Origin of the sequence: Vibrio sp. 2CM40D (assembly GCF_023161825.1) — a bacterium.
GTDB classification, from domain to species: Bacteria; Pseudomonadota; Gammaproteobacteria; order Enterobacterales; family Vibrionaceae; genus Vibrio; species Vibrio alginolyticus.
Window position 1 is genome coordinate 25986 of sequence record NZ_JALNTL010000018.1, and the last position, 23380, is coordinate 49365.

General features: G+C 46.4%; 26 protein-coding genes. 18 read left to right on the plus strand and 8 right to left on the minus strand.

The window, feature by feature from the left end; all coding sequences use genetic code 11:
* Positions 1–133: 133 nt before the first annotated feature.
* The 4 genes from MTF70_RS23135 to MTF70_RS23150 all read left to right on the plus strand — a co-directional run bounded on the left by MTF70_RS23135 (position 134) and on the right by MTF70_RS23150 (position 5000).
* Positions 134–1345 (plus strand): aspartate aminotransferase family protein, encoded by a 1212-nt coding sequence (locus tag MTF70_RS23135; protein ID WP_042523636.1) that lies wholly within the window; start codon positions 134–136, stop codon positions 1343–1345.
* A gap of 109 nt (positions 1346–1454) precedes the next feature.
* Positions 1455–2474, plus strand: a complete 1020-nt coding sequence (gene astA / locus MTF70_RS23140) for an arginine N-succinyltransferase (RefSeq protein WP_042523637.1) — start codon at positions 1455–1457, stop codon at positions 2472–2474.
* Positions 2475–2502: 28 nt separating this feature from the next.
* Positions 2503–3960, plus strand: a complete 1458-nt coding sequence (gene astD, locus MTF70_RS23145) for a succinylglutamate-semialdehyde dehydrogenase (RefSeq protein WP_025768787.1) — start codon at positions 2503–2505, stop codon at positions 3958–3960.
* Positions 3961–4208: 248 nt separating this feature from the next.
* Complete coding sequence (locus MTF70_RS23150) at positions 4209–5000, plus strand: DUF1338 domain-containing protein (RefSeq protein ID WP_138939306.1); 792 nt, start codon at positions 4209–4211, stop codon at positions 4998–5000.
* 136 nt (positions 5001–5136) lie between these two features.
* Here the strand turns inward: MTF70_RS23150 and crp are convergent, their stop codons facing one another.
* The 6 genes from crp to MTF70_RS23180 form a co-directional block, all read right to left on the minus strand.
* Positions 5137–5769: a cAMP-activated global transcriptional regulator CRP gene (gene crp / locus MTF70_RS23155; protein ID WP_005381432.1), complete on the minus strand. Its 633-nt coding sequence runs from the start codon at positions 5767–5769 to the stop codon at positions 5137–5139.
* A 240-nt stretch (positions 5770–6009) separates the two neighbouring features.
* Entirely contained in the window at positions 6010–6879 is an 870-nt protein-coding gene (locus MTF70_RS23160) for a phosphoribulokinase (protein WP_005381434.1), read from the minus strand.
* A gap of 125 nt (positions 6880–7004) precedes the next feature.
* Entirely contained in the window at positions 7005–7217 is a 213-nt protein-coding gene (locus MTF70_RS23165) for a YheU family protein (RefSeq protein WP_005382815.1), read from the minus strand.
* Between the two features lie 33 nt (positions 7218–7250).
* Positions 7251–8258 carry a hydrolase gene (locus MTF70_RS23170; protein ID WP_033907159.1) on the minus strand — a complete coding sequence of 336 codons (1008 nt, stop codon included), beginning with the start codon at positions 8256–8258 and terminating at the stop codon, positions 7251–7253.
* 87 nt (positions 8259–8345) lie between these two features.
* A complete protein-coding gene (locus tag MTF70_RS23175) occupies positions 8346–8834 on the minus strand; it encodes a TIGR02444 family protein (protein ID WP_005382813.1) in 489 nt (162 codons plus the stop codon).
* On the minus strand, positions 8831–10750 hold the full coding sequence (locus MTF70_RS23180) for an ABC transporter ATP-binding protein (protein ID WP_042523641.1): 1920 nt from the start codon (positions 10748–10750) through the stop codon (positions 8831–8833). Before MTF70_RS23180 ends, MTF70_RS23175 begins: the two co-directional genes overlap by 4 nt.
* A 209-nt stretch (positions 10751–10959) precedes the next feature.
* On the opposite strand from MTF70_RS23180, the gene kefG reads away from it, so the two are divergent.
* The 5 genes from kefG to MTF70_RS23205 all read left to right on the plus strand — a co-directional run bounded on the left by kefG (position 10960) and on the right by MTF70_RS23205 (position 15284).
* Complete coding sequence (gene kefG, locus MTF70_RS23185; protein ID WP_005381444.1) at positions 10960–11553, plus strand: glutathione-regulated potassium-efflux system ancillary protein KefG; 594 nt, start codon at positions 10960–10962, stop codon at positions 11551–11553.
* Entirely contained in the window at positions 11537–13333 is a 1797-nt protein-coding gene (kefB, locus tag MTF70_RS23190; RefSeq protein WP_017633740.1) for a glutathione-regulated potassium-efflux system protein KefB, read from the plus strand. Before kefG ends, kefB begins: the two co-directional genes overlap by 17 nt.
* A 33-nt stretch (positions 13334–13366) precedes the next feature.
* Positions 13367–13567, plus strand: a complete 201-nt coding sequence (locus MTF70_RS23195) for a YheV family putative zinc ribbon protein (protein ID WP_005381449.1) — start codon at positions 13367–13369, stop codon at positions 13565–13567.
* A 92-nt stretch (positions 13568–13659) separates the two neighbouring features.
* A complete protein-coding gene (gene slyD, locus MTF70_RS23200; RefSeq protein ID WP_005381451.1) occupies positions 13660–14211 on the plus strand; it encodes a peptidylprolyl isomerase in 552 nt (183 codons plus the stop codon).
* A 131-nt stretch (positions 14212–14342) separates the two neighbouring features.
* Positions 14343–15284 carry an isoaspartyl peptidase/L-asparaginase gene (locus tag MTF70_RS23205; protein WP_031812779.1) on the plus strand — a complete coding sequence of 314 codons (942 nt, stop codon included), beginning with the start codon at positions 14343–14345 and terminating at the stop codon, positions 15282–15284.
* An 83-nt stretch (positions 15285–15367) separates the two neighbouring features.
* Here MTF70_RS23205 and MTF70_RS23210 read toward each other — a convergent pair whose 3' ends face one another.
* On the minus strand, positions 15368–15595 hold the full coding sequence (locus MTF70_RS23210; protein ID WP_005381455.1) for a SlyX family protein: 228 nt from the start codon (positions 15593–15595) through the stop codon (positions 15368–15370).
* Complete coding sequence (locus MTF70_RS23215) at positions 15592–16578, minus strand: PQQ-binding-like beta-propeller repeat protein (RefSeq protein WP_017633742.1); 987 nt, start codon at positions 16576–16578, stop codon at positions 15592–15594. The genes MTF70_RS23210 and MTF70_RS23215 overlap by 4 nt, the downstream gene beginning before the upstream one ends.
* Positions 16579–16706: 128 nt before the next feature.
* Between MTF70_RS23215 and fkpA the strand changes: the two genes are divergently transcribed.
* The 9 genes from fkpA to MTF70_RS23260 all read left to right on the plus strand — a co-directional run.
* A complete protein-coding gene (gene fkpA, locus MTF70_RS23220; RefSeq protein WP_017821751.1) occupies positions 16707–17489 on the plus strand; it encodes an FKBP-type peptidyl-prolyl cis-trans isomerase in 783 nt (260 codons plus the stop codon).
* Between the two features lie 143 nt (positions 17490–17632).
* Positions 17633–18355, plus strand: a complete 723-nt coding sequence (locus tag MTF70_RS23225) for a transcriptional regulator (protein WP_005382804.1) — start codon at positions 17633–17635, stop codon at positions 18353–18355.
* The gene (gene tusD, locus MTF70_RS23230) at positions 18352–18747 is read left to right on the plus strand and encodes a sulfurtransferase complex subunit TusD (RefSeq protein ID WP_017633744.1); all 396 of its coding nucleotides are present in this window, start codon (positions 18352–18354) and stop codon (positions 18745–18747) included. The genes MTF70_RS23225 and tusD overlap by 4 nt, the downstream gene beginning before the upstream one ends.
* The gene (gene tusC / locus MTF70_RS23235) at positions 18744–19100 is read left to right on the plus strand and encodes a sulfurtransferase complex subunit TusC (RefSeq protein ID WP_005382801.1); all 357 of its coding nucleotides are present in this window, start codon (positions 18744–18746) and stop codon (positions 19098–19100) included. The genes tusD and tusC overlap by 4 nt, the downstream gene beginning before the upstream one ends.
* 7 nt (positions 19101–19107) lie before the next feature.
* Positions 19108–19383 carry a sulfurtransferase complex subunit TusB gene (gene tusB / locus MTF70_RS23240; protein ID WP_042523643.1) on the plus strand — a complete coding sequence of 92 codons (276 nt, stop codon included), beginning with the start codon at positions 19108–19110 and terminating at the stop codon, positions 19381–19383.
* A 177-nt stretch (positions 19384–19560) separates the two neighbouring features.
* Complete coding sequence (gene rpsL, locus MTF70_RS23245) at positions 19561–19935, plus strand: 30S ribosomal protein S12 (RefSeq protein WP_004399892.1); 375 nt, start codon at positions 19561–19563, stop codon at positions 19933–19935.
* Between the two features lie 101 nt (positions 19936–20036).
* Positions 20037–20507, plus strand: coding sequence for a 30S ribosomal protein S7 (rpsG, locus tag MTF70_RS23250; RefSeq protein ID WP_005382796.1), 471 nt, complete (start codon positions 20037–20039; stop codon positions 20505–20507).
* Positions 20508–20582: 75 nt separating this feature from the next.
* Positions 20583–22682 (plus strand): elongation factor G, encoded by a 2100-nt coding sequence (fusA, locus tag MTF70_RS23255; RefSeq protein ID WP_005382794.1) that lies wholly within the window; start codon positions 20583–20585, stop codon positions 22680–22682.
* 153 nt (positions 22683–22835) lie between these two features.
* On the plus strand, positions 22836–23380 hold a 545-nt coding region (locus tag MTF70_RS23260; RefSeq protein ID WP_248394432.1), incomplete at its 3' end, for a GTP-binding protein.

Below are 23380 nucleotides of genomic sequence, written 5' to 3' on the forward strand. Positions count from 1 at the left end.
TCACTATTGAAATGGTTAATTAAATGTAAATACAATGCCGCAATAGCTTAAATGCAAAACATTATTTGCTGGCAAAGAGAGCCGGTTAAATTCGCTTATCTGCTACGCATGCGGTATCAAGAAGGAATGTGCAATGACAACGGAAATTAAAGTAGAGCGCGGTTTATTCGATGAGGTAATGGTACCTTGCTATAACCCGATGGAAATGATCCCTGTTAAAGGTGAAGGTTCACGTGTTTGGGATCAGGAAGGTAATGAATACATCGACTTTGCTGGTGGTATTGCAGTGAGCTGTCTTGGCCATTGTCATCCAGTAATGGTAGACGCACTAACAGAGCAAGCTAACAAGCTTTGGCACTTAAGTAACGTTATGACGAACGAACCAGCCCTTCGTCTGGCGAAAAAGCTAACAGAAGTGAGTTTTGCTGAGCGAGTGTTCTTTGCTAACTCTGGCGCAGAAGCAAACGAAGCCGCTTTGAAGCTGGCACGTCGTTATGCAGCAGACGTTCATGGCACTGAGAAGTCTGAAATCATTGCATTCAAACAAGGTTTCCACGGTCGTACATTCTTTACCGTAACGGTTGGTGGCCAAGCTGCATACTCTGACGGTTTCGGTCCTAAGCCAGGCGACGTGACACACCTTCCTTACAACGATATCGAAGCTTTACAAGCGCACATGTCTGATCGTACTTGTGCGGTCATGATGGAGCCACTACAAGGTGAAGGCGGCATCGTGCCACCAACGCCTGAGTTCGCTCAAGCGGTTCGCGAGCTGTGTGACAAACACAACGCCTTACTGATCTTCGATGAAGTGCAAACTGGTAATGGCCGTACAGGTAACTTCTACGCTTACCAAGGTTTAGGTATCACGCCAGATATTCTAAGTACTGCGAAATCACTTGGTGGCGGTTTCCCAATCGGTGCAATGCTAACGACAGCAAAATTGGCAGAGCACATGAAAGTGGGCACTCACGGTTCTACATATGGCGGTAACCCACTAGCGTGTGCGGTTGCAGAAGCGGTTGTAAATGAAGTTACTAAGCCAGAGGTGTTGGCTGGTGTGCTAGAACGCGAAGCATTGTTCCGTGAAGGTCTAGAGAAGATCAACGCGAAGTACAACATCTTCTCAGAAGTGCGCGGTCAAGGCCTATTACTTGGCGCTGCACTAAATGAAGAATGGCAAGGCCGTGCGCGTGACGTGCTGGTTGCTGCAGGTAAACAAGGTCTCATGGTATTGGTTGCGGGTGCCAATGTCGTACGTTTCACACCATCACTCGTTATCACACAACAAGAAATTGAAGAAGGCTTGGCGAAACTGGATAAAGCGATCGCGACTTTAGTTTAAGCGCGATATCAGTTTAAACGTCAACGCAGACACCCCCGTCAAGGATCTCTGATGGGGGAATTGTTCCTACAATATAGTTAGGATCTTCTTGCATCTGGAGGGAGTATTGATGCTAGTAGTTCGCCCTATCGCGATGTCGGATTACGACGCACTGCACACTTGTGCGGTGGAGTCTGGTCACGGATTTACATCTCTACCGGTTAACGAAGAACTGTTAACCAATCGAATCAAACATTCAGAGTACAGCTTTGGTAAGCCAGATGTGGCAGAACCAGGCGATGAAGGCTACCTGATGGTTGGCTTTGACTCTGAAACGGGTGAGGTTGCGGGTACCACCGGAATCGAAGCATCTATCGGCTGGGATGTCCCATTTTACTCATATCACATTAGTAAAGTCGTGCACTCGTCGCCAAAGCTTGGCGTTAACAACGTCGTTAAACTGCTTACTTTTGGTAATAACTACACGGGTAACAGCGAAATTTGTACCTTGTTCTTGCGTGAGAAATTCCGCCAAGGTCTGAATGGTCGTCTAATGTCGAAGTGTCGTTTCCTAATGATGGCAGAGCACCCAGAGCGCTTCTCTGAAACGATCTTTGCGGAGATGCGTGGCGTTTCAGACGACGAGGGTAATTCACCATTCTGGCAATGGCTTCAAGAGCATTTCTTCTCTATCGATTTCACGCTTGCAGATTACCTGACAGGCATCGGCAAGAAAGGCTTTATCGCCGACTTGATGCCGAAACTGCCTATTTACATCAACCTGCTCAGCCCAGAAGCGCAAGCCGTGATTGGTCAAGTACATGACAACACGCGTCCAGCGCTGAAGCTGCTTGAGCGTGAAGGTTTTACCAACCGAGGCTACGTCGACATCTTCGATGGTGGCCCAACGGTTGAGTGTGATCTGCGTAATATTGAGTCGGTACGTCATTCATTCCGCGCGCAAGTCAAAATCTCTGGACATTCCAGCACACAAGACTTCTTGATGTGTAATTCATCTTTCGAGAACTTCCGTGCGACAGTCACTAAAGCGGCGTATGACGCAGAAACACAAAGCGTAATGATCGCACCAGACGTTGCGGATGCACTTTCGGTTGAAGAAGGGGATTTCGTTCGCCTTCTTCCGCAGTAACAGACGACAGAATTTAAGGATAGAAACAATGACACATTGGATTGCAGGTGAATGGGTACAAGGTCAGGGTGAAGCATTTACGTCTCTGTCGCCGTACAACCAAGAAGTGATCTGGCAAGGCAAAGGTGCAACGGCAGAGCAGGTGAACCAGGCGGTATCTGCAGCGCGTGAAGCGTTTATTGACTGGAAAAAGCGTCCATTTTCAGAGCGTGAGGCAATCGTGTTGGCTTTTGCGGAGAAAGTAAAAGAGAACAGCGAAAAAATCGCCGAAGTGATTGCCAAAGAAACCGGTAAGCCGATTTGGGAAACGCGCACTGAAGCAGCAGCCATGGCAGGTAAAATTGCCATTTCGATTCGCGCTTATCATGACCGCACTGGTGAGGCGAGCCGTGAAGCAGCAGGCAACCAAATCGTATTGCGCCACCGCCCATTGGGCGTGATGGCGGTGTTTGGTCCTTACAACTTCCCAGGCCACCTACCAAATGGTCACATTGTGCCTGCGCTACTGGCTGGTAACACGGTAGTCTTCAAACCGTCTGAGCAAACGCCATGGACGGGTGAATTGGCGATGAAGCTATGGGAAGAAGCCGGTCTGCCGAAAGGCGTGATTAACCTTGTTCAAGGCGCGAAAGAAACTGGTATCGCCCTAGCTGACGCAAAAGGCATTGATGGCGTACTGTTTACGGGTAGCGCGAATACGGGGCATGTATTACACCGTCAATTTGCGGGTCAACCAGGCAAGATGCTCGCACTAGAAATGGGTGGTAATAACCCGATGGTGATCTCTGATAAATATGGTGATTTGGATGCCACGGTTTACACCATCATCCAGTCAGCGTTTATCAGTGCTGGGCAGCGTTGTACGTGTGCTCGTCGTTTGTATGTGCCATTGGGTGAAAAAGGCGATGCGCTTATCACCAAACTCGTTGAAGCGACACGCAATATTCGCGTAGACCAACCATTTGCAGAACCTGCGCCATTTATGGGACCGCAAATTTCGGTCGCGGCAGCCAAGTTTATTCTTGATGCACAAGCTAATCTACAGTCTCTTGGCGGTGAAAGCTTGATTGAAGCGAAAGCAGGAGAGGCGGCGTTTGTTTCTCCTGGTATCATTGATGTAACGAACATTGCTGAGTTACCAGATGAAGAATACTTCGGCCCACTTCTGCAAGTGGTGCGCTACGAAGGATTAGACAAAGCCGTGGCGCTAGCAAACGATACGCGCTTTGGCTTATCTGCTGGTTTGGTTTCAACCGACGACCAAGAATGGGAATACTTCGTTGACCACATTCGTGCAGGAATCGTGAACCGTAACCGCCAGCTTACTGGTGCAAGCGGTGATGCGCCATTTGGTGGTCCGGGGGCGTCGGGTAACTTGCGCCCAAGCGCTTACTACGCAGCAGATTACTGTGCGTACCCAATGGCATCAATGGAAGGTCAAGAAACTGTCTTGCCTGCAACATTGAGTCCAGGTGTAGTGCTATAAGTTTTAATAATAGAGTCGCAACTATGCATTGCGGCTCACCTTGCCGGCGCATCATTTAGGTATGGGTTGTAGTGATCGTTGGCAGAACACGAAAAGTGAGCAAAGACTCGGAAAAGCGTGTTGACTGACTGGCATTTACCGTCACAGGTTGATGGTTGCTCGTTCATTATTCTGGACAACTTTTGTTGTGAACGAGCAGCCAACTTCCGCTTACCTTTAAACTCTACATCTCGTAACAAGGAGTCGTTATGACGCCCGATGTGTTATTTGAATCGCTATGGCAAGATTACATTCAACGTCTTTGCCCTTCGGCGGCTAAAGTGCATCAGCTGCTTCAAGAAGATGAGCCTCTGATTAATGATCATATAGCTTTACGTACCTTCAATATCGCGCCTCTTGGTATTGAAACTCTAGCTAAGCCATTTGTAGCTATTGGTTACAAGGCGTGTGGTGATTACGTTTTCGAAAGCAAAAAGCTGGTTGCTAAGCACTATGAGCACCCAGATCCGAAGCAACCTAAAGTATTTATTAGTGAGCTAAAAGTTGAAGAGTGCTCGCCTGAGCTACAAGAGATTGTGAAAAATTTGGTGGCACAAGTCGATGCTGACAAGCTGAACGATAGCGCATTCTTACATGGTGGACGCTTGTGGGATTTAAGCTTTGCTGATTACCAAACGTTGGCTAAAGAAAGTGAGTACGCATCTTGGCTTGCGGCGCATGGTTACGGAGCAAACCACTTCACGGTGAGCGTTAACCAACTCAATGAATATGAAGAAGTGAAGCAGGTAAACGATCATCTGCGTACCGCTGGGTTTACCATTAATGAAAATGGTGGTGAAGTGAAGGGCACTCCTGAGGTGTTGCTAGAGCAGTCATCGACCATGGCAGATAAAGTAGCGGTTCGTTTTAGCGAAGGCACTGAAATTATCCCTAGCGGGTTTTATGAATTTGCTAAGCGCTATCCGATGGAAAATGGTGATTTGTACCCAGGTTTCGTGGCCGCTTCAGCTGACAAAATCTTTGAAAGTACGAATGGCTAAGTTTTAGGGTTAACCTGTTAAGCTTACTCATTAGTGTTCGCTGCACCCTATCTTATTTGGTCATGAGTAAATAAAAAGCCACCAATGTTGCCATTGGTGGCTTTTATAATTTTGTTCGTGTCACTCTAGTTTGAGATTAACGAGTACCGTAAACCACGATGGTTTTACCGTGAGCAGAGATTAGGTTCTGCTCTTCTAGCATCTTCAAAATACGACCTACTGTCTCACGAGAACAGCCAACAATTTGACCGATTTCTTGACGAGTGATCTTGATTTGCATGCCGTCTGGGTGAGTCATTGCGTCTGGTTGTTTTGCAAGGTTCAGAAGCGTCTGAGCGATACGACCAGTTACGTCTAGGAACGCCAGGTCACCCACTTTTTGGCTAGTTACTTGAAGACGACGAGCCATCTGCGCAGAAAGACGCATTAGGATGTCTGGGTTTACTTGGATAAGCTGACGGAACTTCTTGAAAGAAATTTCAGCAACTTCACAAGGAGATTTAGCACGAACCCAAGCTGTGCGCTCTTGGTCTTCCTCGAATAGACCAAGTTCACCAATAAAGTCTCCTTGGTTTAGGTAAGAAAGGATCATCTCCTTACCTTCTTCGTCTTTGATAAGAACCGCAACAGAACCTTTAACGATGTAGTACAAAGTTTCTGCCTTTTCGCCCGCGTGAATTAGCGTGCTCTTTGAAGGGTACTTATGAATATGACAGTGTGAAAGAAACCACTCTAATGTTGGGTCGGTTTGAGGTTTACCTAGAACCATAATATCTCACTTCCTCTGCAGGGTACGCTTGCGCTATCCATATTTTAGCTAAGCCTGAATTAGGCCTACTAGAATAAGAGCACTTTTTATATGCTGCAAGCTCTCTTGTGTTTCGGTAAGAAATAGTATCCTTTTTCGAAAACGATTTCTTGATTTTAATCGTGCCATGATTGAGATTTTGTAAGCAAAACTGTGCACATGATCACGGTATGAAAAGTAAACATCTTCGCAGGCAGGTTTTTAGCCAATTTTCCCTGTTTCGATGAGCTGTTGTAGGATAGGCCGAACTATGAGCTCCATTGCAAAGCTCATCTTACCGCCGGGTACGACAATCGTGTTGTGGCGTGACATGAATGAGCCATCAATCATGGCCAGCAGATATGGGAAGTCGACATTCTTGATACCGCGTAGGCGAATCACCACAAAACTCTCATCCAAACTAGGGATGCCTTTTGCATTAAGTGGGTTGGAAGTATCAACGGTCGGTACGCGCTGGAAGTTGATGTGAGTACGAGAAAACTGCGGAGTGATATAGTTGAGGTAATCGTCCATGGATCGCACGATTGAGTCCATTACCGCTTCACGCGAATGGCCGCGATCGCGAGTGTCACGTACGAATTTTTGTATCCACTCTAAGTTCACAATCGGCACCATGCCAATTAAGAAATCCACATGTTGAGCAACATTAACATCGCCATCGACCACGCCACCATGTAACCCTTCATAAAACAGCACGTCGCTGTTTTCGGGTAAGTCTTGCCACGGTGTAAACGTGCCTGGCATTTGATTGTAGGGAACCGCTTCGTCAAACGTGTGCAGATAACGGCGCACGCTGCCAGTGCCGTCATGCCCGAACTTACGGAAAAACTCTTCTAATCCCGGGAAGTCATTAGCTTGTGGGCCAAAGTAGCTAATGTGTCGACCTTGCTCGCGGGCTTTGCGAATTTCGATGTCCATTTCTGGGCGAGTAAAGCGATGGAAGCTATCGCCTTCAACCCATGCGGGTTTAACGTTCATCATATTGAACATTTTACGGAAGGCTTCAGATGTAGTGGTCGTGCCGGCACCGGACGAACCAGTAACCGCAATAATTGGGTGTTTAGCTGACATGACAAACCTTGTCGAAAATTACTTACCTGTAATGTGCAGTAGAGTTACTACTGCACGGTCGATATCCCACTATAGCACGTAACAATACCTTGTCATCGAGTGGGATACGGTAAAATGTGAAGGGTCTAAAATTTTGTTTTATGTTGAATATCGACGGTTTCGTGTAGCTCAGAGAACACGATAACCGCTTCACCTTTTTCCAATTGAGCTTTAACTTGATCAATTTTGTCTTGCAAAGAAACCTCGACGGTTCCGTAATCCGTTCCTTCGCGTAAGACGAATTCACGAATTAAGTTTTCCAATGTTTCCGGCGCAATGTCTTGCCATGGAATGATCATAAATACCTCTAACTTTTATGATGAGCGGCTAGTTTACTGCGTTCGTTGCTTGGATACAGCAGAAAGGTAATCTGCGGCGATACTTTCGTAATACGCAGGCAGCGCTTCCTCCAACCAAAACTTAGGTTTTAACGCCGTTCCTGTCAGGAAGCCAACATGGCCACCGTGCTCAAAGAGACGGTAATCAATGTTATCTGGCAGAACAAATTTCGGGATCACATCGTCGGTCATGAATGGATCGTCTTTGGCGTGAATGATCAGTGTCGGTAGCGTGATTTGCTGTAGTTTACTTAAGCCAGAGCATTGGTCGTAATAATCTTGTGCGTCTTTAAAGCCGTGCAGTGGTGCCGTGATCAAATCATCGAATTCATACAATCGTGTGACACGTTTTATTGAGTTGTAGGACAGCGCAAGCTCGCCGTGCAATAGATGATGCTTTTGTAACGCGTTACGTTTCAGTGAAGAAAGCAGATAACGGCGATACACTTTCGAAAAGCCTTGTTCAATACGGTTCGCACACGCCGCTAGGTCTAAAGGCGCAGAGATAATAGTCGCTGCATTCAAAATAGGGTGGTCTTTATATTGGGCTAAATAATTCGCCAACATGTTACCGCCAAGAGAAATACCAACTGCAACTTTGGGATTATCAGGAAAACGTTGTTCAAGGTGCTCTAGGAAGTAACGAGCATCCGTCACTTCACCCGAATGGTAAGCTCGTGCTTTTTTGTTTGGTTTACCGCTGCAGCCACGAAAATGCATCATCACCGACAGCCATCCAGATTGAGCAAATGCATTCATTAACCCATTGGCATAAGGGCTATAGAAGCACCCCTCTAACCCATGAAATAAAACAAAAATCGGCTTTTTTTGTGCAGGCTCTTGGGTTGGGTCCTCGCTCCACGCGAGATCGAGAAAGTCGCCATCGGATGTATCGAGGGTTTGCCAAATCGGCGTAAACAACGCTTTTTTGCGAATAAAACGCGGCAAAAGCGTTTGGAGATGCGGGTTTTTGATCCCGGCGGCTGCGAAAAATTGTGTCATACCTAACTGCTCTTATGCGGTCCTTCGGTGTCCGTTGAAGAACTTATTAATATAATCCTTTATAAAGATTATAGGTATTCTACAGATTTATGGGCGTTTTGGTGGTTGAATGTTTGGCACCGGCATAGCAAAGGCTTGCTGCAAATGCTCCCCACCGAGTTGACGACAGTATCTCAACGTCAGTGGGTCACCATCATTTTTGAGTAGTGCAAGTGAGTTAATGCAGTCCACCAAATCCGCTTGTTGCTGCTTTTCTAGTTGCAGCTCAAACTGCAAGGTCTCACGATACAAAGCGTCATTGACTTGAGACTTAAGGTGGCGACGAAGGTCGCGAAAGGAGTGAAGTAAAGTTTCGCTTCTACCTAGACAGTCTTGCACCAAGGGCCAGTCTTTTTCTTGGAAAATGAGTTGCTGCTCATCGAGCCATCTGAGCAGCAGGAGTAGGTTCACGTTACCGTGGTAGTTGTTTTGCAATGATAAGCACGCCTCTTTCACTTCTCGCACACCATAAAACTGCAGACTAAACTGCCAAAGGTGTTCTAGGGTGAGTGTGTATTCAGCGTGTTGATTACTCATTGATTAAACTCTAGCTCCATCTGCTCCAACGTTTCTTGAGCAGACATCCATTCCATTTCAATTTCTTCGAGCTCAGCCTTACTAGAAGCTTGAAGTGCCAGCACTTGGTTAAGTTTAGCTTTATTTTCGGCCGCATACAGTGAGTTGTCCGCCAATTGTTCTTCAGCTTCGGCCAGTGCAGCACCTAACTTATCCATTTTATTTTCTAGTTGTGTCAGCGTTTTGCGAATTGGCGCTGTCTGTTTTCGAAACTCTGCATCGCGACGTTTTTGCTCTTTCTTCGCAGCTGCGCTGTTGGCCGTATCTTTGCTTGGCTGCGCAGCCTGCGCTTCTTTGCGTTCCGCTCTTTGTTGTTCGGTTAACCATTTATAATAGTCATTTAAATCACCGTCGAACGGAGCAACTTGTCGATCATGCACTAAATACAAGTCATCGGTCGTAGCGCGCAGTAAATAGCGGTCGTGCGAAACAATCACCATCGCACCTTCGAATGTTTGCAGTGCCATCGTAAGTGCTTGGCGCATGTCCAAGTCTAAGTGGTTGGTCGGTTCATCAAGTAGCAACAGGTTTGGCTTTTGCCACACAATTAAAGCCAACACCAAACGGGCTTTTTCGCCACCAGAAAACGGCGCAACTTTTTCTAGTGCTTTGTCACCTTGGAAGCCAAAGCTACCTAGGTAATCACGTAGCTGCTGTTCGGTTTGATCGGGTGCGATTTGCATCATGTGTTGCAGCGGCGTTTCTTCAGGATGAAGCGTTTCTAACTGGTGCTGAGCGAAGTAACCAATTTTCACGCCTTGTGAGTAAGTTAGGTCACCACCTTGCGCGTTAAGTTCACCAGAGAGCAGCTTGATTAAGGTCGATTTACCCGCACCATTACGGCCGAGTAGACCAATACGACTGCCAGGAACCAAGTTCAAGCGGATCTTCTCTAAGATGAGGTTGTCACCGTAACCTGCAGATACTTCATCCATCATCATGATTGGGTTTGGCAGCGCAGCTGGCTCACGGAATTGAAAGCTAAATGGGTTATCGAATTGAGCTGGCAGTACTTTTTCCATGCGCTCCAAAGCTTTGATACGGCTTTGGGCTTGGCGTGCTTTTGATGCTTTGTAACGGAAGCGGTCGATGTAGCTTTGCATGTGCGACATCTGCTTCTGTTGCTTTTCAAACATCGCTTGTTGTAACACCATTTTTTGTGCACGTTGGTTTTCGAATGACGAGTAGTTACCCGTGTATTCGTTCAGCTGCTGATTCTCGATGTGAATGATGCGACCAACGATCGGATCCAAGAAGTCACGGTCGTGCGAGATCAGGATCAGTGTGCCTGGGTAGTTTTGTAGCCAACGTTCAAGCCACATCACTGCGTCTAAGTCCAAGTGGTTGGTTGGCTCATCGAGTAGCAATAAGTCAGAACGGCACAATAGCGCCTGGGCTAAGTTAAGGCGCATACGCCAACCACCTGAGAATTGAGTCAAACTCCAACTCATTTGCTCTTGGCTGAACCCTAAACCATCGAGCAGTTCTGCCGCGCGAGCGCGAATGCTGTAACCACCAATGGTTTCAATTTTACCGTGTATCTCGGCAACTAGGGTTCCGTTGTCTTGTGTTTCTGCTTCAGCTAACTGCTTTTCGAGAGCGCGGTACTCGCGATCACCATCAATGACGTATTCCAGTGCAGTGCGCTCTAGCGCAGGCGTTTCCTGTGCGACCCAGGCCAACTCCCAGTGTTGAGGTTGGCTAAATGAGCCAGCATCAATTGACAGTTCATCTTTCAGTAGGGCAAACAGCGTTGATTTACCGCAGCCGTTTTTGCCCACAAGACCGACTTTATCGCCAGGGTGAATAGTCGCAGAAGCTTGGTCTAAAAGAGGTTTACCGCCACGCAGTAACTGAATATCAGAGAAGGTAATCATAAAGTTTTCATTCACTTTGCGCAGTGCGCGTTGCTTGGTTACATAGCGAAGTGGTTTCAATCGTTTTTAAAGCCACTTGGGTATATATCTAGCGGTGAATAGTAGGGGTATTGGCCGGAAAAGTCGATTGATTCGCTTTAATTGCATTATGCTGTACAAAAAAGTATAACAATTTGATAACGGATAAAAATAACCACAAGGACGACCATTTGGCTGTTGCACCGTCTATTCTCCCAAAAGTTCTGGTCATTTATGCTCATCCAGAGCCACATAACTCGATTGCCAATCAAGTGATGATAAAAAAAGCTCAGTCGCTTGATCACGTCACTGTGCACGATCTTTACGGTGTTTACCCCGATTTCTTTATTGATGTGAATTACGAACATGAGTTGTTGCTCGCTCACGATGTGATTGTATTTCACCACCCACTTTATATGTATTCATGTCCAGCCCTATTAAAAGAGTGGCTAGACCGAGTTTTAGGTAAAGGCTTTGCGTTTGGCGGAGGTGCGGCGCTAGAAGGAAAATACTGGCGCAGTGTCATTACAACAGGTGGTAAAGAAGAAGCCTTCAGCGCGAAGGGGTACAACAAATACCCACTTGAGCAAATCTTGCAACCGTTTGAACTGACGGCAGCCCTATGCCAAATGCACTGGATTGAACCTCTGGTGTTGTATTGGTCAAGAAATGTTTCGGATATTGAACGCTACGAACATGCCGAGTTATACCGTGGATGGCTGAGTAACCCACTTGAAAACTGGCAAGCGGCAGATCGAGGAGGTCAGTATGGCGATCACCAGTGAGTTTCTTCAAAGCAGTGTGGTCTTTCTTTCGGCTGCGGTTATTGCGGTGCCGATTGCTCAGCGCCTTGGGCTTGGCTCGGTTTTAGGTTATTTACTCGCTGGTGTGTTGATTGGCCCATGGGGGCTTGGCTTAATTAGCGACGTTGATGCCATTTTGCATTTTGCCGAGCTTGGGGTTGTGTTGTTACTGTTTTTGATAGGGCTGGAATTAAACCCTAAAAAATTGTGGCAGATGCGAGGGCCGATTTTAGGTTTAGGCGGTGCGCAGGTTGTGGTCACGACCGCCGTGATTGGTAGTGTCGTCAGTATGTTTGGCGTAAGCATGCAAGTGAGTTTGGTGATCGGGATGGGGTTGGCGCTGTCCTCGACGGCGATTGCGCTTAAAGTCATTGAAGAGCAAGGGCTTAATGGTACCGAAACGGGGCAATCTGGTTTTGCGGTGCTGCTCTTTCAAGATATTGCAGTGATCCCGATGCTGGCGATGTTGCCCTTGCTAGCAGGCGGGCATAGTGGTGGAAGTTGGTTGGATGTCTTCACTATTTTAGGCAGTGTGGTAGCACTGTTGATTGGAGGTCACTTTTTACTACGTCCGCTATTTCGTTTTGTCGTGATGAGCGGCGTTCGTGAGCTCTTTACCGTTGCTGCACTTTTAGTCGTGCTTGGCATTTCGGTCGTGATGCAAAAGCTTGGCCTTTCGATGGCATTGGGGACTTTTTTAGCAGGCGTTTTGCTGGCAGAGAGTGAGTATCGCCATGAGCTGGAAATCGCTATCGAGCCATTTAAAGGTCTGTTGTTGGGGTTATTCTTTATTGCGGTGGGCATGGCGGTAAACTTGGGGTTATTGGCATTACACCCTTTAGAGATTCTCGGTGCGGTGGTGGCTTTGGTCGTGGTTAAGGGTTTGGTTTTGTATGCATTGGCGAGAGCTGCCCGTGTCGGAGCCAAAGCGAGAAGCCGTATGGCTGCAATTTTGAGCCAAGGCGGTGAGTTTGCCTTTGTCATATTTACCGCGGCGAGCCAAGAGGGCATTTTGTCCAAAGAGCAAGTGGCGTTTCTGTTGGTGGTGGTCAGTCTATCCATGGTGACGACTCCTCTTTTGCTGATGGGACAAAAGAAGTGGTTTGCTCATACCCTGAATCAAGAAGAAGAGGGCATGACCACGAAAGTCGTGGATCGCCGACCACGCGTTATCATTGCAGGCTTTGGACGTTTCGGTCAGATCGTCGGACGTTTAATGTATGCCAATAAAATCAAAGTGACAGTATTAGAAAGTGATGCCAGCCAAATCCACCTATTACGTAAGTATGGTTACAAAGTGTTTTATGGCGATGCTACACAAATTGACCTATTGAGGGCTGCTGGCGCTGATAAAGCGGAAGCATTGATTATTTGTACTGATTCACCTGATGAGGTGATGGCCATCGTGGACATTTGTCGCGTGCACTTCCCGAAACTTAAGTTGTTAGCCCGAGCAAGAAGCCGTGTCGAGGCTTACCAGTTAATGAGTCATGGTGTAGAGAATTACTCTCGTGAAACATTTTTAGGGGCGCTAGATCTCGGTCGCCAAGCGCTCGTAGAACTGGGTATGCATCCTTATCAAGCAAAGCGGGCAGAAGCACATTTTCGCAAGTTAGATAATGCTATGCTTAAGGACTTATTGCCTCAACACAATGAAGATAAGAAATTAGCTCAAAGAGCGAAAGAGGCCCGCAAAGAGCTAGAAGAAATATTTGGTCGTGAAATGGAGAGCGACCATCAGTCACCTAATCATTGGAAGTAGTACTTGAGCCAAGACTCAAGCTAAGGAAATAGCGTGAAAATCAAGAAACGTTTTATTGCCGGCGCTAGCTGCCCAAATTGCAGCCAGCAAGATACCCTGCGCTGGTGGATTGAAAATAACATCGAATTAGTTGAGTGTGTCGAGTGTGAGTTTACAGAGCAGCGTAAACCACAATCTGTAGAGAAAAATAAACACTCAGATCAGGAAATGATCGGAATTTTTAAGCCGGAGTAATTGAACTTCGATAATTGATCCCCATAATACACCCAGATATCTCAGTACTTAACCCCATTCAGGTTAAGTCAATTAATCTCCCTGGAGTTAGTATGAAAATTGAAAAGAACGTTGTTGCAAGCCTTGCATACAAAGTAATGATGGAAGACGGTGTCGTTGTTGATCAATCAACAGCAGAAGCACCTCTAGATTACCTTCACGGGCACAACAACCTAATCACAGGTCTTGAAAAAGAACTTGAAGGTAAAGTGGCTGGCGACAAGTTCTCAGTAACGGTAGCTCCTGAAGAAGCTTACGGTGAGCACAACGATGCGCTAGTACAGCGCGTTCCTGCGGACGTGTTCCAAGGCGTTGAGCAAATCGAAGTGGGCATGCGCTTCCTAGCTGACACTGACCAAGGTCCAATCCCTGTTGAAGTAACAGAAGTTGACGGCAACGAAGTGGTTGTTGACGGTAACCATATGTTAGCTGGTCAAACACTAACTTTCGAAGTAGAAGTTATGTCTACACGTGAAGCAACAGCAGAAGAGATCGAACACGGTCACATCCACCAAGGTGGTGGCTGTTGTGGTGGTCACGATCATGACCACGATCACGAAGAAGAAGGCGGCTGCTGTGGCGGCGGTAGCTGTGGTTCTCACTAATCATAAGCTCCTTCACTAGATAATCTTATCTAGCAAAGCTTTGAAAAGCGCAAGTTGAGTTTTCAACTTGCGCTTTTTGTTTATCTAAGGTGTAGTGCCAACCATACAAGGAATAACAGTTGGACAAAGTGATGACGAAACCTTTCTCGATTGCCATTCATGGTGGTGCGGGCACCATCTTGCGTGAACAGATGAGCGATGAGCTGCAACAATCCATCTTGGCGGATTTAGAAGCTGCGGTAAAAGCGGGACATCAAATTCTAGACACGGGCGGTGAAGCCTTAGATGCCGTCGTAGCGGCAGTGAAAGTATTGGAAGACTCTCCTAACTTTAATGCGGGTAAAGGCTCAGTGCTGACCAACAACGAAATGGTTGAAATGGACGCTTCTGTGATGGATGGGCGAAACCTTGCAGCAGGCGCGGTCGCTGGGGTTCGTCATATCAGAAACCCAATTGAGCTCGCTCGTGACGTGATGCGAAACAGCAATCATGTGCTGTTGGTGGGTGAGGGCGCAGAGAAGTTTGCTTTTGAGCAAGGCCATGAGTATACCGAGCAAGATTACTTCTTTACTGATCGCCGTTATGAGCAGTTGCTGTCTATGCGTGAGAAAGGACTGTTTGCTTTGTCGGAATCTCGTTACCCAGATGACCGTAAGCACGGTACGGTTGGTGCGGTAGCGTTAGATCAACAAGGCAACTTAGCCGCTGCCACCAGTACGGGTGGCGTGACGAATAAGAAATACAACCGAGTCGGAGATTCGGCTCTTATTGGTTGTGGTACGGTGGCCGAAAATGGCGTCGTGGCAGTTTCCACTACGGGTGTCGGCGAGTTCTTTATTCGTAAACGTGTTGCGGAAGACGTTGCAGCACGTATGCGTTACTTACAAGAAGATATTCATACGGCTTGTGAACACATTATCCAAGGTGATCTCAAACAGATGGGCGGAGAGGGCGGTTTGATTGCCATTGATGCTAAAGGTGAGATGCACTTTGCGATGAACAGTTCTGGCATGTACCGAGCAGGCATTAATACGCAAGGCGAGCTGAGCGTTAAAATCTACGCCGACGAATAGCTTCCTCTTGAGTACCTTCTTAAGTAATTAATACAACAAAGCCCAGAACATGTTCTGGGCTTTATGCTATTTGAGCCTGCATTTTAATAATGCGGTGGTGGGGTTTCTTCTGACGGATCGGCTAAATTCGACGAGTCCATATTTTTTACTTTACCTACCACATATTTCATTTGATCGAGCATCTTGGTAATTTGCAGTTGTTGCTGCGATAAAGCTCCGTTCAGATCTTCAATAGTCTGTTCTTGGAACGCAAGCTGACATTCTAAGTCATTAATGCGTGCTTCCAATTGCTGAATGATTTTTTCTGTCATGATCCGTTCTCTAACTGCCAAGCTTGGGCAATACCTGCTGAAGTAGCAGTAATTACGCGTTGTTTTGAATCAAAGGCTGCATCATACACGACCGCACGGGGAGGGCGAGTGTCTTTTTTGGGCTCCACTTCAAATCCACTCATTCGTTTTCCGGTTTGAGTATCCCATATCGACACACGGCCAGAAGGGCTTCCTGTGACTAGTTGAGTCCCGTCGTCAGAAAATCGTGCGGTAGAGAAAATTAATTGGCGTGACCAACTGCTCAACTGTGTGACTTCTTGTCCAGTTTTTAAATTCCAAACAATCGCTTGGTTTCCGCCATCAGATGTCATTGCTAATTTTCCATCTCTTTGCAGGGCCACGCGAACAATTCGTTGTTCATGTTCGAAGGTTCGTAGTACTTGTCCGGTTTCGGTATCCCACAGATACGCTTTATAGTCATTACCTCCGGTTAGGGCGAAGCGCCCATTAGGAGAAATGGCCACGGAATTGACTTTTTCACGATGCGCAAGGAACTCCATGCGACGCCCGGTGACTAAGTTGACATAAATTGCTTTACCGTTGGATAACCCAAGCAGAACTTGTTCACCATTACTGGTGATATCAACGTCGCGAATGAGCGCATCAGAAATAGACCAAAGGCCTTCGGATTGCGTCCAGCCTAGGTCCCAAACTGCGAAGTTCATTTGGCTTGCTGTAATTGCGTAGCGACCATTGTCAGATATGCGGATATGGGAAACCACATTGGCATCGGCATCGAGTTCACCCAGGTTGGCTAGTTGTTCATTTTGCTCTAGGTCCCACAACATCAAATGACGTTGTTGAGAATAGAGCAGAGCAAACCGTCCATCTCTGCTAAGTGCGAAGCTCGTCGCACCTTGAGGTTCTATCGGCCAACGCTGCACTTCACGCTCGGCGAAAAAGCAACCATTTAACGTGGTGATGACAATTAAATATAGGAATAAATGAAAAATTCTTTGCATCACATCTAATAATCCGGTTTGTGTCTTAAGACATATAGCTAGTATATTGGTATAACGATTGTCTTCACTCGTCTCATAGAAGATTTGTGCACAACAACCAATGGCAGAGCCATTATTGGGAGAATTTAATGAAATCAGTTTTAAAAGTGTCGCTACTTGCTGCAACAGTTATGCTAGCGGTAGGTTGTCAGAAAGAAGAAACTAAAACAGAAACCGCACCTCAAGCAGAACAAGTTCAAGCAGAAACCGGTAAAGCGGTTCACTTTAAAACCGACGACGACAAAGCGGCATACGCAATCGGTGTTTCATTTGCTAACTACCTAAGCACAAGCATCGACAAGCCAAGCGAAATCGGCATTAATCTTAACAAAGATTTGGTACTAAAAGGTATCGAAGACGTCTTCAAAGGCAATGCTGAATTGAATGAAGAAGAAACACGTGCAGCACTAGAATCTCTAGACAAGCGTGTTGCAGAAAAGATGCAAGCACAAGCGGCTGAGAAAGCAGCTGAAGCGAAAAAAGCTGGCGATGATTTCCGTGCTGAGTTTGAGAAGCAAGAAGGCGTAGTGAAGACAGATACAGGTCTTCTATACCAAGTAATGACACCAGCTGAAGGTGAGAAGCCAAAAGACACTGATACGGTTCAAGTACACTACAAAGGTACTCTGATCGACGGTACTCAGTTCGACAGCTCATACGATCGTGGTGAACCTGCAACGTTCCCACTTAACCGTGTAATCCCAGGTTGGACAGAGGGTGTTCAGCTAATGCCTGTGGGTTCTAAATTCAAATTCGTTATCCCGCCAGAGCTAGCATACGGTGACCAAGACACACCAAGCATTCCTGCTAACTCAACGCTAGTATTTGAAGTTGAGCTGCTAAAAGTTGAGAACGACAACGCAGAGCAATAACAATAAGCTGCGATAAGTTATTGAAAAAGGTCCGTTTAACGGGCCTTTTTTGTTCTAGGTCACTAGTTGGTGAGTTTGCTAGGTTGCTTTTCAAATTTTCTGATAAACTTACACCAATTTGTTGATTTTTCGCTCGAAGGCTTATGACAACTACAGAAACAATAAACGCGGAGATGTTGCTCGAAATGGAATCCGTTAACGTGATGCCGTTTACCGAGCACGACAAAATCATTTTAAGATCTTATGAGGCGGTCGTGGATGGTATCGCCAGCCTGATAGGTCCATTTTGTGAAATCGTTCTTCACTCTCTAGAAGACTTAAATACCTCTGCAATTAAAATCGCTAACGGTGAAAATACGGGGCGCCAAGTCGGCTCACCAATCACTGATTTAGCGCTTAAGATGCTAAAAGACATCGAAGGCTCGGAGCGCAACTTCTCACGTTCGTACTTTACCCGTGCAAAAGGTGGCGTGTTGATGAAGTCGATTACTGTCGCCATTCGTAATGGCGAAAATCGCGTGATTGGTTTGTTGTGTATCAACGTCAACTTGGATGCGCCTTTCTCGCAAGTTCTTCAGTCTTTCATGCCGACGCAAGAAGCGAAAGAAGCGGCTTCCTCGGTCAACTTTGCTAGTGACGTAGAAGAGCTGGTGGACCAAACTGTTGAACGCACCATCGAAGAGATCAATGCGGATAAATCCGTGTCTAACAACACCAAAAATCGCCAGATCGTGATGGAGTTGTACGACAAAGGTATCTTCGATATTAAAGATGCCATCAACCGTGTTGCGGATCGCCTTAATATTTCAAAACACACCGTTTACTTGTACATTCGTCAACGTAAAACCGAGGATGATGAAAGGTGAGTAAACTGACTTACACGTTAGTGGTGAATGGTCCCGTTTATGGCAGCCAGTCAGCGCGCAGTGCTTATCAGTTCGCCAAAGCGTTGATAGAGCAAGGCCATCAGCTAGTGAGCGTCTTCTTTTATCAAGATGGTGTGACTAATGGTACTGCTTTGAGTGTGCCAGCCAACGATGAATTTGATCTCAATAAGGCGTGGCAGTCTTTGGCTAAAGAGCATGGTGTTCGCCTAGAAACTTGTGTCGCGGCCGCTTTGCGTCGCGGGATTGTAAGTGAAGAAGAAGCGAATCAACATGGTTTGGTTCAGAACAATCTAGCCGATGGTTTTGAACAAGCAGGCTTAGGTAGCCTAGCTGAAGCGATGTTAACCCAAGACAGAGTGGTACAGTTTTGAGTCAGTTAACTTATCTATTTCGTAGTGCGCCACATGGCAGTGCAGCTGGTCGTGAAGGTGTGGATGCACTGTTAGCCGCGTCGGCTTACTGTGAAGATATCAGCGTCATTTTCATGGGTGACGGGGTATACCAGCTTCTACTCGGACAAGACCCCAACAATATTTTGAGTAAAGATTACGCGCCGATGTTAAAGCTTTTCGATTTATACGACATCGAACAAGTCTTTGTGTGTTCAGAGTCGTTAACCCAGCGAGGTTTGGCGCAAGCGGATTTAGTCATTGAAGCCCAAGCGTTAAGCTCAGAACAGCTCAAAGATAAGTTACAACACGCTGGCAAGCTACTGTCTTTTTGAGGAAGTTATGTTACACATCATAAAAACAGTCTCTGCTCTAGAAGACGCTATGCCTTTATGCAGTGAACAGGATGACATCTTACTTATAGAAGATGCAGTGTACGCTGCTAACTCGCAACATAACGCATTTTCCCACCTAAAAAACCGCAGCGTATTTGTGTTAGAGAGCGATGCACAAGCTCGCGGTATTGCAAATCGTATCAGTCCATCGCTGACGATTGTGAATTATTCAGGCTTCGTTGAACTAACAGCAAAACAGGATAAATCCCTAACTTGGGATTGAACAAGATTTGCTGTCGACAAAGCTTTACGGATGAATTGTTCTAATTGAACAAAAAAGATCCGTATATTTCTTGACACACCTCTCACTGCTGCATAGAATTTTGCGTCCCTAACTGCATTGGCAGTTGGGGATAGATTTTTCACAAAGCTTACTTTCAAGTAAATCAGGAGCTAGTTAATGGCAACTATTAACCAGTTGGTACGTAAGCCACGTGCAAAGCAAGTTGTTAAAAGCAACGTGCCTGCACTAGAAGCGTGCCCACAAAAACGTGGTGTATGTACTCGTGTTTACACTACTACACCTAAAAAACCTAACTCAGCACTTCGTAAAGTTTGTCGTGTACGTCTGACAAACGGCTTCGAAGTTACATCGTACATCGGCGGTGAAGGTCACAACCTTCAAGAGCACTCAGTTGTTCTAATCCGTGGTGGTCGTGTTAAAGACCTTCCAGGTGTGCGTTACCACACTGTTCGCGGCGCACTAGACTGTGCTGGCGTAAATGACCGTAAACAAGGTCGTTCTAAGTACGGTGTGAAGCGTCCTAAGTCTTAATGGATTCCGTTAAGTAAGGCCAAACACTAAATTATTTTTAATTTTTTGAAAAAACTGAAAAGTTTTGGATAAAACCTGAAGAAGACAACGGAGATAAATCCATGCCACGTCGTCGCGTCATTGGTCAGCGTAAGATCCTTCCAGATCCAAAATTCAAATCTGAATTGCTGGCAAAATTCGTTAACATCCTAATGGTTGACGGTAAAAAATCTACTGCAGAGAAAATCGTTTACACTGCACTAGATGCTATGGCTGAAAAGTCTGGTAAAGACCACTTAGCTATTTTTGAAGAAGCTCTTGAAAACGTTCGCCCAGCGGTAGAGGTTAAATCTCGCCGTGTTGGTGGTTCAACTTACCAAGTACCTGTAGAAGTACGTCCGGTTCGCCGTAACGCACTTGCTATGCGTTGGTTGGTTGAAGCTGCGCGCAAGCGTGGTGAAAAATCTATGGCTCAACGCCTAGCTGCTGAAATGCTAGACGCGTCTGAGAACAAAGGTACTGCGGTTAAGAAACGTGAAGACGTTCACCGCATGGCTGACGCAAACAAAGCGTTCGCTCATTACCGTTGGTAATACCTTCTGTGCTGCGAGGTTCTCTCGCAGCACTTTTCTATACTCTAAGGTACACCTTAGTAAGAGGATACAATCGTGGCTCGTAAAACTCCTATTGAGCTATACCGTAATATCGGTATCTGTGCTCACGTAGATGCAGGAAAAACAACCACAACTGAGCGTATTCTGTTCTACACTGGCCTTTCTCACAAAATCGGCGAAGTTCACGATGGTGCAGCAACCATGGACTGGATGGAGCAGGAGCAGGAGCGTGGTATCACTATCACATCCGCTGCTACTACTACATTCTGGCGTGGTATGGAAGCACAGTTCCCTGAGCATCGCGTAAACATCATTGATACCCCTGGACACGTTGACTTTACTATCGAAGTAGAGCGTTCTCTTCGTGTACTTGATGGTGCTGTGGTTGTGTTCTGTGGCTCATCTGGTGTTGAACCTCAGTCTGAAACTGTATGGCGTCAAGCAGACAAATACCACGTTCCACGTTTGGTATTTGTAAACAAGATGGACCGTGCGGGCGCAGACTTCCTACGCGTTGTGAACCAAATTAAGAATCGTCTTGGTGCGACTCCTGTTCCAATCCAGCTGAACGTTGGTGCGGAAGATGAGTTCAGAGGTGTCATCGACCTTATCAAGATGAAAATGATCAACTGGAATGATGCCGATCAAGGCACTTCGTTTACTTACGAAGACATCCCAGCTGACATGATTGAACTTGCTGAAGAGTGGCGCAACCACATGGTTGAATCCGCTGCTGAAGCTAGCGAAGAGCTGATGGACAAGTACCTTGAAGAAGGTGAATTGACTGAAGCTGAGCTCAAACAAGCTCTACGTACTCGCACACTAAATAACGAAATCGTACTGGCTACTTGTGGTAGTGCGTTTAAGAACAAAGGTGTTCAAGCGGTACTGGATGCAGTAGTTGAGTTCTTGCCATCGCCTGTTGACGTACCTGCAATTAAAGGTGTCGACGAAAGAGAAAATGAAGTTGAGCGTCATGCTGACGACAACGAACCTTTCTCAGCGCTAGCGTTTAAGATTGCGACTGACCCATTCGTGGGCACGCTAACTTTCATGCGTGTTTACTCCGGTGTTGTAAACTCGGGTGACGCTGTTTACAACTCAGTAAAAGAGAAGAAAGAGCGTTTCGGTCGTATCGTTCAGATGCATGCGAATAAGCGTGAAGAAGTGAAAGAAGTTCGCGCTGGTGATATTGCAGCTGCTATCGGTCTGAAAGACGTAACAACAGGTGACACACTGTGTGATCAGAACCACAAAGTGATTCTAGAGCGCATGGAGTTCCCTGAACCAGTTATTCAGATTGCTGTAGAGCCTCGTTCTAAGGCAGACCAAGAGAAAATGGCTATCGCGCTAGGTAAACTAGCAGCGGAAGATCCATCATTCCGCGTGGAAACGGACGACGAATCAGGTCAGACTCTGATCTCAGGTATGGGTGAACTTCACCTAGACATTATCGTTGATCGTATGAAGCGTGAATTCAGCGTTGATTGTAACGTTGGTAAACCTCAGGTTGCTTACCGTGAAACCATTCGTGGTAAAGCGGAAGTTGAAGGCAAGTTTGTTCGTCAATCAGGTGGTCGTGGTCAATACGGTCATGTTTGGGTCAAACTTGAGCCTTCTGAGCCTGGTGAAGGTTTCGTATTCGTAGACGAAATCGTGGGCGGTGTGATTCCTAAGGAATACATCAGTTCGGTATCGAAAGGTATCGAAGAGCAAATGAATAGTGGTGTTCTAGCGGGTTACCCTGTACTAGATATTAAAGCTACACTATTTGATGGTTCTTACCACGATGTAGACTCAAGCGAGATGGCGTTTAAGATCGCTGGCTCGATGGCATTCAAGAAAGGTGCACTAGAAGCACAACCTGTGATTCTAGAACCTATGATGAATGTCGAAGTAACCACTCCGGAAGACTGGATGGGTGACGTTGTTGGTGACCTAAACCGTCGTCGCGGTATCATTGAAGGCATGGACGAAGGTGTGGCTGGTCTTAAGATCATCCGTGCTCAAGTACCACTATCCGAAATGTTCGGTTACGCAACTGATCTACGTTCTGCAACTCAAGGCCGTGCGTCTTACTCTATGGAGTTTCACGAGTACGCTGAAGTGCCGAAAAACTTCGCAGATAAAATTATTGCAGAGCGTGGTTACTAATTGACGATTGAACTGCAAAAAGTTTACGACTTTTTGCGAGATCAGGGCGTCCAAATATTGCGCTAACGGGCGTTGGCGCATAAAATAACAATTTCTGGCGCGTCGTCGATCAATAATGATCACGACGAATCATAACTAGGAAGGAACACGATCGTGTCTAAAGAAAAATTTGAACGTACGAAACCGCACGTTAACGTTGGTACTATCGGCCACGTTGACCACGGTAAAACAACTCTAACTGCAGCTATCTGTACTACTCTTGCTAAAGTTTACGGCGGTGTAGCTAAAGACTTCGCATCTATCGATAACGCTCCAGAAGAGCGTGAGCGCGGTATCACAATCGCAACTTCTCACGTTGAGTACGACACTCCATCACGCCACTACGCACACGTTGACTGTCCAGGACACGCTGACTATGTTAAAAACATGATCACTGGTGCTGCACAGATGGACGGTGGTATCCTAGTTGTTGCTGCGACAGATGGCCCAATGCCACAAACTCGTGAGCACATCCTACTAGGCCGTCAGGTTGGTATCCCATACATCATCGTATTCATGAACAAATGTGACATGGTTGACGATGAAGAGCTACTAGAACTAGTAGAAATGGAAGTTCGTGAGCTTCTATCTGAATACGATTTCCCAGGTGATGACCTACCAGTTATCCAAGGTTCTGCACTAGGCGCACTAAACGGCGA